Annotated in this window: 15 protein-coding genes; 14 read left to right on the forward strand and 1 reads right to left on the reverse strand. The window is 63.9% G+C overall.

The genetic code is table 11. The features are described 5' to 3' along the window. Nucleotides 1-42 precede the first annotated feature (42 nt). From ACZIRK_RS07370 to ACZIRK_RS07435, 14 genes are all read left to right on the forward strand, one after another. The gene (locus tag ACZIRK_RS07370; RefSeq protein WP_028168417.1) at nt 43-537 is read left to right on the forward strand and encodes a universal stress protein; all 495 of its coding nucleotides are present in this window, start codon (nt 43-45) and stop codon (nt 535-537) included. A gap of 116 nt (nt 538-653) precedes the next feature. Then, nucleotides 654-1,223 carry a NifU family protein gene (locus ACZIRK_RS07375; protein WP_028168418.1) on the forward strand — a complete coding sequence of 190 codons (570 nt, stop codon included), beginning with the start codon at nt 654-656 and terminating at the stop codon, nt 1,221-1,223. 83 nt (nt 1,224-1,306) lie between these two features. Continuing rightward, the gene (gene tsaB, locus ACZIRK_RS07380; RefSeq protein ID WP_463327116.1) at nt 1,307-2,005 is read left to right on the forward strand and encodes a tRNA (adenosine(37)-N6)-threonylcarbamoyltransferase complex dimerization subunit type 1 TsaB; all 699 of its coding nucleotides are present in this window, start codon (nt 1,307-1,309) and stop codon (nt 2,003-2,005) included. After that, nucleotides 2,002-2,487: a ribosomal protein S18-alanine N-acetyltransferase gene (gene rimI, locus ACZIRK_RS07385; RefSeq protein WP_028168420.1), complete on the forward strand. Its 486-nt coding sequence runs from the start codon at nt 2,002-2,004 to the stop codon at nt 2,485-2,487. Before tsaB ends, rimI begins: the two co-directional genes overlap by 4 nt. A 52-nt stretch (nt 2,488-2,539) precedes the next feature. Then, nucleotides 2,540-2,989 carry a Fur family transcriptional regulator gene (locus tag ACZIRK_RS07390; RefSeq protein WP_028168421.1) on the forward strand — a complete coding sequence of 150 codons (450 nt, stop codon included), beginning with the start codon at nt 2,540-2,542 and terminating at the stop codon, nt 2,987-2,989. A 6-nt stretch (nt 2,990-2,995) separates the two neighbouring features. Further along, entirely contained in the window at nt 2,996-3,673 is a 678-nt protein-coding gene (locus ACZIRK_RS07395) for an HAD family hydrolase (RefSeq protein WP_130227489.1), read from the forward strand. Nucleotides 3,674-3,842: 169 nt separating this feature from the next. Further along, on the forward strand, nt 3,843-5,243 hold the full coding sequence (gene miaB, locus ACZIRK_RS07400) for a tRNA (N6-isopentenyl adenosine(37)-C2)-methylthiotransferase MiaB (RefSeq protein WP_130227490.1): 1,401 nt from the start codon (nt 3,843-3,845) through the stop codon (nt 5,241-5,243). 4 nt (nt 5,244-5,247) lie between these two features. Beyond that, nucleotides 5,248-6,303 (forward strand): PhoH family protein, encoded by a 1,056-nt coding sequence (locus tag ACZIRK_RS07405; RefSeq protein WP_035692414.1) that lies wholly within the window; start codon nt 5,248-5,250, stop codon nt 6,301-6,303. A gap of 86 nt (nt 6,304-6,389) precedes the next feature. Beyond that, entirely contained in the window at nt 6,390-6,896 is a 507-nt protein-coding gene (gene ybeY / locus ACZIRK_RS07410; RefSeq protein ID WP_130227491.1) for an rRNA maturation RNase YbeY, read from the forward strand. Nucleotide 6,897: 1 nt separating this feature from the next. Continuing rightward, entirely contained in the window at nt 6,898-8,031 is a 1,134-nt protein-coding gene (locus ACZIRK_RS07415) for a hemolysin family protein (RefSeq protein WP_165435334.1), read from the forward strand. Beyond that, nucleotides 8,028-9,641, forward strand: a complete 1,614-nt coding sequence (gene lnt / locus ACZIRK_RS07420) for an apolipoprotein N-acyltransferase (RefSeq protein ID WP_130227493.1) — start codon at nt 8,028-8,030, stop codon at nt 9,639-9,641. Before ACZIRK_RS07415 ends, lnt begins: the two co-directional genes overlap by 4 nt. 257 nt (nt 9,642-9,898) lie before the next feature. After that, complete coding sequence (locus tag ACZIRK_RS07425; protein WP_028168428.1) at nt 9,899-10,315, forward strand: helix-turn-helix domain-containing protein; 417 nt, start codon at nt 9,899-9,901, stop codon at nt 10,313-10,315. A gap of 220 nt (nt 10,316-10,535) precedes the next feature. Further along, nucleotides 10,536-11,660, forward strand: coding sequence for a M20 family metallopeptidase (locus ACZIRK_RS07430; protein WP_130227494.1), 1,125 nt, complete (start codon nt 10,536-10,538; stop codon nt 11,658-11,660). After that, on the forward strand, nt 11,657-12,370 hold the full coding sequence (locus tag ACZIRK_RS07435) for a tRNA (guanine(46)-N(7))-methyltransferase TrmB (protein ID WP_130227495.1): 714 nt from the start codon (nt 11,657-11,659) through the stop codon (nt 12,368-12,370). The genes ACZIRK_RS07430 and ACZIRK_RS07435 overlap by 4 nt, the downstream gene beginning before the upstream one ends. Nucleotides 12,371-12,505: 135 nt before the next feature. On the opposite strand, the gene ACZIRK_RS07440 is transcribed toward ACZIRK_RS07435, so the two are convergent. Continuing rightward, a complete protein-coding gene (locus ACZIRK_RS07440; RefSeq protein WP_130227496.1) occupies nt 12,506-13,582 on the reverse strand; it encodes a DUF2336 domain-containing protein in 1,077 nt (358 codons plus the stop codon). Nucleotides 13,583-13,725: the final 143 nt, after the last annotated feature.

Below are 13,725 nucleotides of genomic sequence, written 5' to 3' on the forward strand. Positions count from 1 at the left end.
TGGCAGCATAAGTCTGCTTGGCAATAATGCACCGGGACATGCATGACCACCCAGCGACGAAGCTACGAATCTGGTCACAAGCCGAAATGCCTTGTCATCGTTGACGACAGCGCCGAATGGGACCGCGCCGTCTACTACGCCAGCCGCTGGGCGATCCGGGTCGGCGGCGGCGTCGTGATGCTGCGCGTCATCGAGACCGAGGACCAGAACCAGCAATGGCTCGGGGTGGCCGACATCATGCGTGCCGAGGCCGAGGAAGCGGCAAACGAGGCGCTCGACCGCGCCGCCGGGCGCGCCAACGGGATTGCCGCGATCACGCCCGAGCGGGTGATTCGCGAGGGGGACCCAACCGAGCAGGTCCTCGACGTCATCGACAAGGACGAGGACATCTCGATCCTGGTGCTGGCGGCCAATCCGGGGCCGGAAGGCCCGGGTCCGATCATCACCACCATGGCCAAGATCATGGGCGAGTTCCCGATTCCCGTCACCATCGTGCCCGGCGGACTGACCGACGAAGAGATCGATTCGCTATCGTAACCCCTTGATCAATCGTCGGAACCGACGGTTCCCGCCTTGATCCGTGCGTTCGCCGTCGCCATCTGCTAAGGGAACCCCACGCGCCGGCCTTGAACCGGCGACGCCGGAGAAAACAAATGTTCATCCAGACCGAAGCTACCCCCAATCCCGCCACCCTGAAGTTCATTCCGGGCCGCACCGTGCTCGCGAGCGGCACCATGGAATTTGCGACACCTGAAGCCGCCGTCCGCTCCCCGCTCGCCGAACGGCTGTTCGCCGTGCCCGGCGTCACCGGCGTGTTCTATGGCTCCGACTTCGTCACCGTGACCAAGGCCGACGGCGACTGGCAGCATCTGAAGCCCGCAATCCTCGGCGCGATCATGGAGCACTACATGTCCGGCGCGCCGCTGCTCGCCGACGGCAGTGTCGATGGCGACGATTCGCTCGATGAGGAAGACGAGTTCTTCAATGACGAAGATGCCGACACCGTCGCGCAGATCAAGGACTTGATCGAGACGCGGGTGCGGCCTGCGGTCGCCAATGACGGCGGCGACATCACCTTCCGCGGCTTCAAGGATGGCGTCGTCTATCTCAACATGAAGGGCGCCTGCTCCGGCTGCCCGTCCTCGACCGCGACGCTGCAGCACGGCATCCAGAATCTGCTGCGGCACTTCGTCCCCGATGTGGTCGAAGTCCGCCCGATGTAAGGAGAGCGAATAGTGAGTGGCGAATGGCGAATAGGGATCGCGCCTGACCATCCATTCGCCATTCGCCAATTGCCATTCGCTCCATGATTATTCTCGCCATCGATACGGCGCTCGACGCCTGCTCTGCCGCCGTGCTCGACACCACCGCGAGCAAGCCGCTCGCGCTGGAATCGCAACCGATGAAGCGCGGGCATGCCGAAGCGCTGATGCCAGTGATCGCGCGGGTGATGAAGCAGAGCGGCATCGCCTTCGTCGCGCTTGATCGCATTGCCGTCACCACCGGTCCCGGCAGCTTCACCGGACTGCGCGTCGGCCTGTCGGCGGCGCGCGGCATCGCGTTGGCCGCCAGCAAACCCGTCGTCGGCGTCACCACGCTGACCGCTTATGCCGCGCCTGTCGTCGCCGAGAACGGCGAGCATCCGATCATCTCCGCGATCGATGCGCGGCATGACCATGTCTATTTCCAGGTGGTGAGCGGCGACGGCAGCCCGCTGGTCAAGCCGAAGGTGGCGCCGGTCGAGCAGGCGATCAAGGCCGCGCAGCTTGGCACACCGCATCTGGTCGGCAATGCCGCAAAAATCCTCGCCGACCGCTGGCCGGCGGAGACGGCGCCGCCGTTCAAGATCGATACCCAGGCCGCGCCCGACATCACCTGGGTCGCCTGGGTCGGCGCGGCCGTCAGCCCCGAAGCGGCGCCGGCGCGGCCGTTCTATCTGCGCGCGCCGGACGCAAAGCCGCCGGCCAATCCGCTGCTCGACATCGCGCAATCGACCGCGTCATGATGGCCTGGCTTTCCGAATGGCTCAGCCGCGGCACGCCGGCGGTCGAAGCCGCGACTGTGCGCGATGCACCGCGTTTGGCGCAGCTACATGGCGCCTCGTTTCATCGCGGCTGGGGCGAAGGCGAATTCGAGGCAATGCTCGCCGAGCGCAACACGCTGGTGCATCGGCTGCGGCTCGGGCGCAAGATCATCGGCTTTGCAGTATCGCGGATGGGAGCGGACGAAGCTGAAATCCTGTCGATCGCGATCGATTCCAGCCAGCGCGGCCGCGGCCTGTCGCGCAATTTGTTGCTGACGCATCTGGGCCATCTTGCTGGCCGCGGCGTGCGCACTGTTTTCCTCGAAGTGGAGGAAAATAACCAGCCGGCGCGACGGCTCTATGAACGGGCCGGATTTGCCGTCGTCGGTCGCCGTGAACGCTATTACAAGCAGCCCGGTGGGGAACATTTGAATGCGCTTCTGATGCGCCGTGACTTGTCGTAACATGCGGGCGGTGGCAGAACAGTCCCGCCCTGCCCTTCTAGGCTGAAGAAACATGGCTCCGCTGAAAACCTCGTCTGCGATGAAGAACACCGGCATCGAGGCGCGCTGCGCCGCGACCGGCATGCGCATGACCGAGCAGCGCCGCGTCATCGCGCGCGTGCTGGCCGAATCCGTGGATCATCCTGACGTCGAGGAGCTGTACCGGCGCTGCGTCGCGGTCGACGACAAGATCTCGATCTCGACCGTCTACCGCACCGTAAAGCTGTTCGAGGACGCTGGCATCATCGAGCGCCACGACTTTCGCGAGGGCCGCGCGCGCTATGAGCAGATGCCCGACAGCCATCACGACCACCTGATCAATTTGCGCGACGGCAAGGTGATCGAATTCACGTCCGAAGAGATCGAGAAACTGCAGGCGGAGATCGCCCGCAAGCTCGGCTACAAGCTGGTCGACCACCGACTCGAACTGTATTGCGTCCCGCTGGACGAAGATAAATCGTAGTCTGAATTGAATCCTGATCTCATCATCTTCGATTGCGATGGCGTGCTGGTCGACAGCGAAGTCATTTCGTGTCGCGCGCATGCCGAGGTCCTGACGCGTCACGGCTATCCGATCACGTCGGAACAGGTGTTCGATCGTTTCCTCGGTCGCTCGACACGACAGGCCAATCTCGAAATCGAGGCCGAACTCGGCCGCAGCCTTCCAGATGATTATCACACGCAATTGCAGGACGAGCTGTTCCGTTCCTTTGAGGCCGATCTGCAGGCGGTGCCGCACATTCATGCCGCGCTCGACCAGATCGCGCAGCCCGTTTGCGTGGCGTCCAGCGGCTCACCACAACGCATGCGCGTCAGCCTTGGTCGCACCGCCCTCTACGAACGATTTGCACCGAACATCTTTTCAGCCCTGCAGGTCAAGAACGGCAAGCCGGCGCCCGATCTCTTCCTGTTCGCGGCCGGGCAGATGAAGGTGGCGCCCGAACGCTGTCTCGTGGTCGAGGACAGCCTCCCCGGCATCACAGCCGCGCGCGCCGCCGGGATGGCGGTGCTCGGCTTCTGCGGCGGCAGCCATTGCGGGCCCGGCCATGCCGAGACGCTGCGCGCCGCCGGCGCCACAATGACCTTTGCGGACATGCGGGAACTGCCCGGGCTGATCGAAAACGGTGCAATCGTCGCCGCAACCTGAGCCATCATTCCGGGATTGTCCGAAGGACCAGACCCAGAATCTCGAGATTCCGGGCTCGATGCTGGCGCATTGCCCCGGAATGGCGGGCCCAAAAGCTGGATTTTGACGGCTTTAGGCTATATTTGAGCCCTGCGCCCCGATGCGCTCCTTTCCACCGCAAGCAGGTTCCATGACGCCGCCGCGCAAGCTGCACATCAAATCCTATGGCTGCCAGATGAATGTCTACGATGCGCAGCGCATGGTGGATACGCTGGCCGGCGAGGGTTTTGTCGAGACGGCAAACGCCGACGAAGCGGATCTGGTGATCCTCAACACATGCCATATCCGCGAGAAGGCCTCGGAAAAGGTCTATTCCGAGCTCGGGCGGCTGCGCGTGATGAAGGACGACGCCGCGCGCCAGGGGCGCGACGTGAAAATTGCGGTCGCAGGCTGCGTTGCGCAAGCCGAAGGCGAGGAGATCATTCGCCGCGCGCCGACCGTCGACGTCGTGGTCGGTCCCCAGAGCTACCACCATCTCCCGCAACTGTTGAAGCAGGCGAAAGCGGAAGGCCGCGCGCTGGAGACCGAATTCCCGGTCGAGGACAAGTTCGGATTCTTGGCCCCGCCGAAGCCCGACGCGATCCGCTCGCGCGGCATTTCAGCTTTCGTCACCGTGCAGGAAGGCTGCGACAAGTTCTGCACCTTCTGCGTCGTGCCTTACACGCGTGGCGCAGAAGTCTCGCGTCCCGTGACGAGGATCATCGAGGATGTGGCGCGGCTTGCCGATAACGGCGTGCGCGAGATCACCCTGATCGGGCAGAACGTCAACGCCTATCACGGCGAAGGGCCGGATGGACGAAGCTGGCCGCTCGGCAAATTGCTTGAGCGGCTCGCCGCCATCCCCGGCGTGCTGCGCCTGCGCTATTCGACCAGCCATCCGCGCGATGTCGAGGACAGTCTGATCGAGGCGCATCGTGACCTGCCGGCGCTGATGCCGTTCGTGCACCTGCCGGTACAGTCCGGTTCGGACCGAATCTTGGCAGCCATGAACCGCAAACATACCGCCGATGATTACCGCCGCGTCATCGACCGATTTCGTGCGGTACGCCAAGACATTGCTTTTTCTTCGGATTTCATTGTCGGCTTCCCCGGCGAAAGTAGGGAAGATTTTTCTGCGACCCTCGCGCTTGTCATGCAAATAGGGTACGCTGCGGCTTATTCGTTCAAATATTCGCCGCGGCCCGGCACGCCGGCGGCGGACATGCAGGAGATGGTGCCAGCGGCGGAAATGGACGAGCGATTGGAGCGCCTCCAGAACTTGATCGACAGCCAGCAATCGGCCTTCAACAAGGCTGCGATCGGCACCACGGTCGATGTGCTGTTCGAACGCGCCGGGCGCAATCCCGGCCAGATCGTCGGCCGTACTGCCTATCTGCAGCCCGCGCACGTGATGGCATCATCGGACATCGTCGGGAAAGTCCTGCCGGTCAGGATCGACAGCCTTGAGCGCTACAGCCTGCTCGGCGAGCTGGCCCCGCGTCATGCGCGGCCTCAGTCATCCGCTCTTTCGCAGACGACCATTGGAGCCTGAACCCTTGCCAAAAAGCGCATCGGATTCACCATCGCTTGCTCCCAGCCGCAAACCTGACCGCGACATGCCGATCCCTCCAGAGACCCAGGTCGTCATCGACTTCGACGACAACCGCGCCGCGTCCGCGCTGGTCGGCCCTTATGGACAGAATCTGGCGCAGGTCGAACGCCGGCTCGGCGTCGTCGTTGACTCCCGCGGCAACCAGATCACCATCGCCGGTTCCCGCGACGGCTGCGACGCCGCACGACGCGTGCTGGAGACGCTTTATGGCCAGGCAACGCAAGGGCATGATCTTTCGCAAGGCGACGTCGAAGGCGCGATCCGCGCCGTGATCGCGCAGGGCTCGCTGTTCGAGTTCGACGCCAAGACCGCAAAGCCCTCGTTCGAGACCATCAACTTACGCAAGCGCCCGGTGCGGGCACGCACCGCCGCGCAGGATTCCTACATCCGCGCGCTGAAGCGGCACGAGCTGGTGTTCGGCGTCGGGCCTGCCGGTACCGGCAAGACCTGGCTTGCGGTCGCCTATGCCGCGCAATTGTTCGAGCGAAAGGAAGTCGATCGCATCATCCTGTCGCGGCCCGCGGTGGAGGCCGGCGAACGGCTCGGCTTTCTGCCTGGCGATCTTCGCGAGAAGGTCGACCCCTATCTGCGGCCGATCTATGACGCGCTCTATGACCTGATGGATGCGCGCGTCGTCGAGCGCGCACTGCAGGGCGGCGAGATCGAGATCGCGCCGCTTGCCTTCATGCGCGGCCGCACGCTGACCAATGCCGTCATCATCCTGGATGAAGCGCAAAACACCACCTCGATGCAGATGAAGATGTTCCTGACGCGGCTCGGCGAGAACAGCCGCATGATCGTCACCGGCGACCCCTCGCAGGTCGACTTGCCACACGGCCAGGCCTCCGGGCTGGCAGAGGCAGTGAGCCTGCTGGAAGGCGTCGAGGGCATCGCGCAGGTGCGCTTCACCGCGGAGGACGTGATCCGTCACGAATTGGTGGCACGGATCGTCGCCGCCTATGAGGGATTGCCACAACGGCAAGTCGCCGCCAAATCTTGATGTCATGAGCCGGCCTCACGGACCTGCCGCAAGCGGGTTCCGGCCGCAACCACAACGCCTAGAAACAACAACTTTTTGGAACGACAGTGTCTTCCGCCTTCCCCGCTACCGAGGTTCTGGTCACAGCCGATTGCTGGCAGACCGAGCCTGATACTGAAGCGGTGATCCATCGCGCCATCGAGGCCGCCGCCGAAATCACCGAGGCCGATGTCGGCGAGGCCGAACTGGCAGTGATGCTGACGGATGATTCCGGAATTCGGACGCTGAACAACAATTGGCGCGGCATCGACAAGCCGACCAACGTGCTGTCGTTCCCGGCGTTGCAGCCAAAGGGCGCTCAGGGGCTGGACGATGCCCCGCGCATGCTCGGCGATATTGCGATCGCCTATGAGACGACGCGCAGGGAGGCGGACGAGGAGCAGAAGCCGTTCGACCATCATTTAAGCCACCTCGCGGTGCACGGTTTCCTGCATCTGATCGGCTACGACCACGAAAACGACGACGACGCCGAGCAAATGGAAAATCTCGAGCGCGAAATCCTCGCGCAGCTCGGCATTCCCGATCCGTATGCGGACCGGGAGCGGATGGACTGAAATGGCGGACTCCGAACCTACCCACGACAATCCGCGCGATGTGCGCAACCTGCCGGCCGTGGTGCCGGAGGAGGCACAACGTCCCGCAGCGGAGAGCTGGCTGCTGCGCGCGATCCGCACCTTGTTCGGCTGGAAGGCAGGATCGGTTCGCGACGACCTGCAGGTGGTCCTCGACGCGTCAACGCCCGATGACGTGAACTTTTCCGCCGTCGAGCGCACCATGCTGCGCAACATCCTCAATCTGCATGAGCGGCGTATCGCCGACGTGATGGTGCATCGCGCCGACATCGTCGCCGTGAAGCGCGACATCCCGCTCGGCGAATTGATGAGCCTGTTCGAAAGCGCCGCGCATTCGCGCCTCGTGGTCTACAACGAAACCCTCGATGATCCCGAGGGCATGGTGCACATCCGAGACCTGCTTGCGTTCATGACCGCAAGAGCGCGCGTCAGCGACGCCGGCAAGACGCGGCGCAAGAAGCCGCTGCCCGCCGGCCTCGACCTGCGCGCGGTCGATCTCGCGCTGCCGCTTCACGAAGCCAGCATCATCCGAAAACTTCTTTATGTGCCGCCGTCGATGCGCGCGATCGACCTCTTGGTGCAGATGCAGGCCACGCGTATTCACCTGGCGCTGGTGGTCGACGAATATGGCGGCACCGACGGATTGGTGACGATCGAGGACCTCGTTGAGGAAATCGTCGGCGAGATCGACGACGAGCACGATAGCGATGAGCCGCCGTCGATCGTTCGCCAGCCGGATAACTCGTTCATCGCCGACGCGCGGGCGAGCCTCGATGATGTCCGCTCGGTGATCGGCGAAGACTTCGTCACGGGCGAAGCCGGCGAGGAAGTCGAGACGCTCGGCGGCTATCTGGTGTCGTTTGTCGGCCGCGTGCCGGTGCGCGGCGAATTGATTTCCGGGCCCGGCAATTTCGAGGTCGAAGTGCTCGACGCCGATCCGCGACGGGTGAAGCGCGTGCGGATCGCAACCCGCAAGGAACGCAACGTCCCGCGCAAGGAGCGCGAGAGCCGTCGCCGCAGCGAGGCCGCGCCCGATGCCAGCCCTCAGGCCGATGCCAGCCCGCAGGCCAACGACACCGCGCCTCCGCCCTCCGGCGACGGAGCCGCCCCGCAGTGAGGGTTTCCGATCAACTCCGCGCGGCCGGGCTTTCGATCATCCTGACCTGGGGATGGAAGCGCGCCGTCATCGCACTCGTCGCCGGCGCCCTATCCTCGCTCGCGATGGCGCCGTTCAACGCCTGGCCGATCCTGTTCTTGACCTTCCCGGTCGCGGTCTGGCTGATTGACGGCGCAGGCGCCGGAAAGTGGCGCGGCATCCCGGCGGCGGCAATCTCCGGCTATTGGTTCGGGCTCGGCTACTTCGTGCCGGGGCTTTACTGGATCGGCTATGCCTTCCTGGTCGATGCGCAGACTTTCGCCTGGCTGTTGCCGTTTGCGATACTGGGCCTGCCCGCCTATCTGGCACTGTTTCCCGCGCTCGGCTTTGCGCTGGCGCGCCTGCTCTGGACTCCCGACGGGTTCCGCGTGCTGGCGCTCGCAGCGAGCTTGACCATCGCCGAATGGCTGCGCGGCCATGTGCTATCCGGATTTCCCTGGAACGCCTTCGGCTATGCGCTGTCAGAACCACTGGCGCTGGCGCAGACCGCATCGCTGATCGGGCTCTGGGGCATGACGTTCCTCAGCCTCGCAATCTTCGCAAGCCCGGCCGTCTTGATCGATGGCAAATCATCCAACCGAAAGCTGTGGCGGGTGCCGGTCATAGCGCTGGTCGTTCTCGCGGCCATGCTGGTTTTCGGCGCGGTGCGGCTGTCGCGGCTGCCGACCACGATGGTCGCCAACGTCAAGCTGCGCATCATGCAGCCAAACCTGCAGCAGGACGTCAAATTCAACTACGCCGCCAAAGCGGCGGTGATGAAGAAATATCTGACGCTCTCCGATCGCGCCTCCGGCCCGCAATCCACTGGTGTGCGCGATGCCAGCATCCTGATCTGGCCAGAATCGGCGTTTCCGTTTTTCCTGACGCGCGAGGCCGACGCGATGGCACAGATCGCCGAGCTCCTGCCCCAAGGCACCGTGCTGATCACCGGCTCGGTGCGCGCCCCGGATCTGCCGCCAGGCGTCCGCATCACGCGCGCCTATAATTCGATCTATGTGATCGACCACGACGGCAGCGTGCTGTCGGTTTACGACAAGCTGCACCTGGTGCCGTTCGGCGAATATCTGCCATTTCAGGACCTGATGGAAAAGCTCGGCTTCGTGCAGCTCACCAAGGTCCATGGCGGATTCATCGCCGGCCAGCGGCGTCGCGCGCTTGACATCCCAAATGCGCCGCGCGCACTGCCGCTGATCTGCTACGAGGCGATTTTCCCTGATGACATTGACATCCACGACGACCGGCCGGGCTGGATCATCAACGTCACCAATGACGGCTGGTTTGGAATCTCGACCGGCCCCTACCAGCATCTACAGCAGGCGCGGCTGCGCGCGATCGAGGAGGGCCTGCCCATTGTTCGCGCAGCGAACACCGGCATCTCCGCGGTCATCGATCCGGCGGGACGGATTGTCGCAGAACTTGGCCTTGGCATCGAAGGCGTGCTCGATGCCAGATTACCGGCTGCCATCCCGCCGACGCTATATGCACGTTTCAATGACATTCCCGCGGCGATCATTCTGTTCGTCGCATTGTTGCTTGTGGTCGCACGGCGTGTTGCCCGGCGCAATTCTTGACGCCTGCGGGCTCTCGATGGTTGCTTGCGCAATGAAAAATTCCGCTGGTGTGATTCCACCAGTTGACAGAACCACCGCGTCATTCGCATTCTATCGTTGCAAGCCGAAACTGAAATCCTGCCAGCACAGTAGCTCAAATTGTCCGCATTCGTCCTCGATCCTCCCGCAGGATTTTGACGATACCGGCGCCTGGGGCATACTCCATACCCGTTTTGCCTCATTCGCCGGGCGCGTAGTCCTTCCAGGAGAGTCCGAAGATGTCTACCAAAGCGCCCAATCCTGTTGACAAATATGTCGGCAGCCGTGTCCGCATGCGGCGGATCATGTTGGGCATGAGCCAGGAAAAGCTGGGAGAAAAGCTCGGCCTCACCTTCCAGCAGATTCAGAAATATGAGAAGGGCACCAACCGCGTCGGCGCCAGCCGGCTGCAGCAGATATCCGAGATCCTGCAGGTGCCGGTCTCGTTCCTGTTCGACGGCGGACCGAGCGGCTCGACAACCCCGGAAGGCTTCAGCGAAGGCGCCTCGCCCAGCTACGTTTCCGACTTTCTCGCAACCTCGGAAGGGTTGGCGCTGACGCGCGCCTTCACGCGCATCGCCGACGCCAAACTCCGCCGCAGCATCGTCGAGCTGGTCGAGCAGATCGCCGCTCGCGAAGGCCCCGACAAGCGTTGATCGGCGTCGTCATTCCTGCGACATGGCAATTGACGCGCCCGCCGGTGCGGGCGCATGACGTCGGTTCAATCGTTCTCGGATCATGATCCGATTAGACCGAATCGGATCATGATCTCACCTCTTTGTTTGAGCATGATCTTCCGCGCAAACGCTTCGCGTTTGTCGCGAGGGAAAACCGGTTTCCACTTTTCCGGATCATGCTCCAGATGCCGGCGCGCCAATGACAACGACATCATTTAATCCTGCAGAGATTCTCGACGGCATCCGCCGCTGGGTGGAGATCGAAACGCCGACAGAGGCGCCCGAACAGGTCAACAAGCTCGCCGATCTCGTCGCCGAAGGCTATCGCGGCCTGCCGGCCACCCTCGAGCGGATCGCCGGCCAGAACGGATGCGGCGATCATCTCGTCGCGCGCTCGGCCTGGGGCCAGGATGCACCGGGAATCCTGGTGCTAAGCCATCTCGACACCGTGCATCCCCTCGGATTCATCCAGCGCCTGCCTTTTTGCATCGACGGCGACAGCGCCTTCGGTCCCGGCATCTATGACATGAAGGGCGGCGCCTATCTCGCCTACCACGCCTTCAGGGAAGTTTGCGCCAATGGCGCGCGGGTGCCGCTCGGCGTGACCCAGCTCTACGTTTCCGATGAGGAGATCGGCAGCCCGACCTCGCGGGCGCTGATCGAAGCCGAGGGCCGCAAAGCCAAATATGTGCTGGTGACAGAGCCGGCACGCGACGGCGGCAAGATCGTCACCGGGCGCAAGGGCGTCGCGCGCTTCGAGATCTTCGTCAAGGGAGTGCCTGCGCATGCCGGCACGCGCCCCGAGGACGGCCGCAGCGCGATCCGCGAGCTCGGCAACATCATCCAGACGCTGGAGGCGATGAACGATCTGGCGCGCGGCGTCACCGTCAATGTCGGCGTGGTCAAAGGCGGCACCAAGCCGAACGTGATCGCGGAAGAGGCCTATGCCGAGGTCGACATGCGCGTGCCGACGATTGCCGACGCCGAAGAGCTGGTACCGAAAATACTCAATCTGAAATCGCGGACCGACGGCGTCAGCGTGCATGTGGTCGGCGAATTGAACCGGCCGCCTTATGAAAAGACCAACGCCGGCGCGGCGCTCTACGAACACGCCAAGGGGCTCGCAACCGAGATCGGCTTCGACCTCGTGGACACCTCGACCGGTGGCGGCTCCGATGGCAATTTCACCGCGCTGCATACGGCGACGCTCGATGGCCTCGGCGTCGACGGCAAGGGCGCGCATACCCATTACGAGCAGATGTATATCTCATCGATCGAGCCGCGCGCGCGGTTGCTGCATCGGCTGTACCAGACGCTGCGATGATGACGCCTTCCCGCGATCAGGAGCGCGACGCGCATGCGCAAGGCTCGTTCTTCGGACGGCGCAAGGGCCACAGACTGCGCGCCCATCAGGCCGACCTGATCGAGCATCTGCTGCCGCATCTGGCGCTCGACATCGCAAGCCCGGCACCGGCCAGCCTGACCGAACTGTTCGATGACAACATCGAGGATGTCAGGCTCGAGATCGGATTTGGCGGCGGCGAACATCTCGCCGCCGAGGCCCGCGCGTTTCCGAATATCGGCTTCATCGGCTGCGAGCCCTATGTCAACGGGATGGCCAAGATCCTGACCCAGATCGAGGCGCACAATATCGGCAACATCCGCCTGTTCGCAGGCGACGCCGCCGAGCTGCTCGCCTGGGCGCCGTCAGGGTCGATGCGGCGCATCGACCTGATCCATCCTGATCCCTGGCCGAAGCGACGGCACTGGAAACGCCGCTTTGTCCAGGATGTCACCGTTGCAGCAATGGCGCGCATCCTCAAAGCAGGCGGCGAATTCCGCTTCGTCAGCGACATCGACGATTACTGCGCCTGGACGCTATGGCACCTGATGCGCTCGCCCGATTTCAATTGGCTGGCTGAACGCGCCTCGGACTGGCAGGCTCCCTGGCCCGACTACACGATGACGCGCTATGGCGCCAAAGCCGAGCGCGAGGGACGCAAGGCGACGTATCTGCGGTTTCGCAGAATTTGACGCGCGTCATTCCGGGGCGCGCGCAGCGCGAACCCGGAATCCATTGGGCCACCTGCACACGCGGCGAAATGGATTCCGGGCTCACGCTGCGCGTGCCCCGGAATGACGGCGTGGTCGCAATGACAAGGAGAGGGACTACCGCGTTTTCCAGAAGTCCACGACGCGCTGGGCGGTGGAGGGCATCAGGCGGGTGAAGTTCAGCCGCGCGCTCTCGATATCGGCTGGCGACGGCACGCGGTTGGGGCCGAGCCGGAGCAGGATCAGCGCGCGCACGGTGGCCCATTCGAGACCGATGGTCTTGCCCGCGATCAGAATCGGATCGTAGCGGTCGCCGGTGATCAGGCGATCGAGCGTTGCGATCTTGACACCGGTCATCGCGGCCAGCGCGCACACCGCTTCCTCGTATTTGAACGACTTGGCGAAATCGAGCAGCGCGATTTCGTTCAATTGATTGGCGTGATGCAACGCGAGGATCGTGCGCTGGGCCGGCGTGAAATCGCGTGCGCTGTCGACCTTCTCGCTCATGCCGTTGAGCTCGCTGATCGCCTGCTTGATCGCGGCCTGCCGCTCCGGCTTGACCACGTCGAACAGGCGGCGGCGGACGATCTCGACGGAGCCTGCCACCAGCGTCTTCAACTGCTCGGGCGACAGATCCGCGCGCTGACCGACGGCAAGCGTCAGCACGCTGTCCTGGCTGGCGCGCCGGATCAGCGTCGAATAGCCGCTCGTCGAGAATTCGGCGCCGGCATTGCCGGCCGCGCGCCTGACAACGTCGCGATCGCCGCGGCGGACGATGACGTCGGTCAGATCGGCCGAGAGCGTCGGCCGTTCCGCCATCGCCAGCAGATGCTCCTGCCCCTTCGCGCGCGCGATTTCGACCAGGACCTGCTCGTCGATGACAGGCGACCGGCGCAAGAGCGGTCCTGCGATCGCGATCTCGTCCTCGCGCGCAAGCTGCCCGATCAGGCTGCGCGGCGCATTCGACAGCAGCGACAGGCGTTCGGCGAGCTGCGCCCGCGCGTCGCGCTCGGCATGGGGGACGAGGCTGGTCAGGACGCCGTCGAACAGATCGACATGGTCGGTACTGAAACTGGCCGCACCCTGCAGGAACAGTTCGCCGATCCGGCGCGCGGCGTCGGCACGGCGCCCGGGGTCACCGGTGCGGACGATCTCGTCGAGTTCAGGGATCAGCGCAGTCGCTGTCGTCGTCATAAGCCTACCCAAACCGGCCCGCCGTGCCGGTTTTTGCGGCGCAATCTAGGTGGCGTTCGTGAACGAAGCGTTAGACATTCGCACCCAACTTTCCGATAGCGCAAATTTGCTCAGCAGCGGTCTCTGGCCCTTGCCGGACGGGC

The sequence above is a fragment of the Bradyrhizobium sp. Leo114 genome (genome assembly GCF_055229415.2).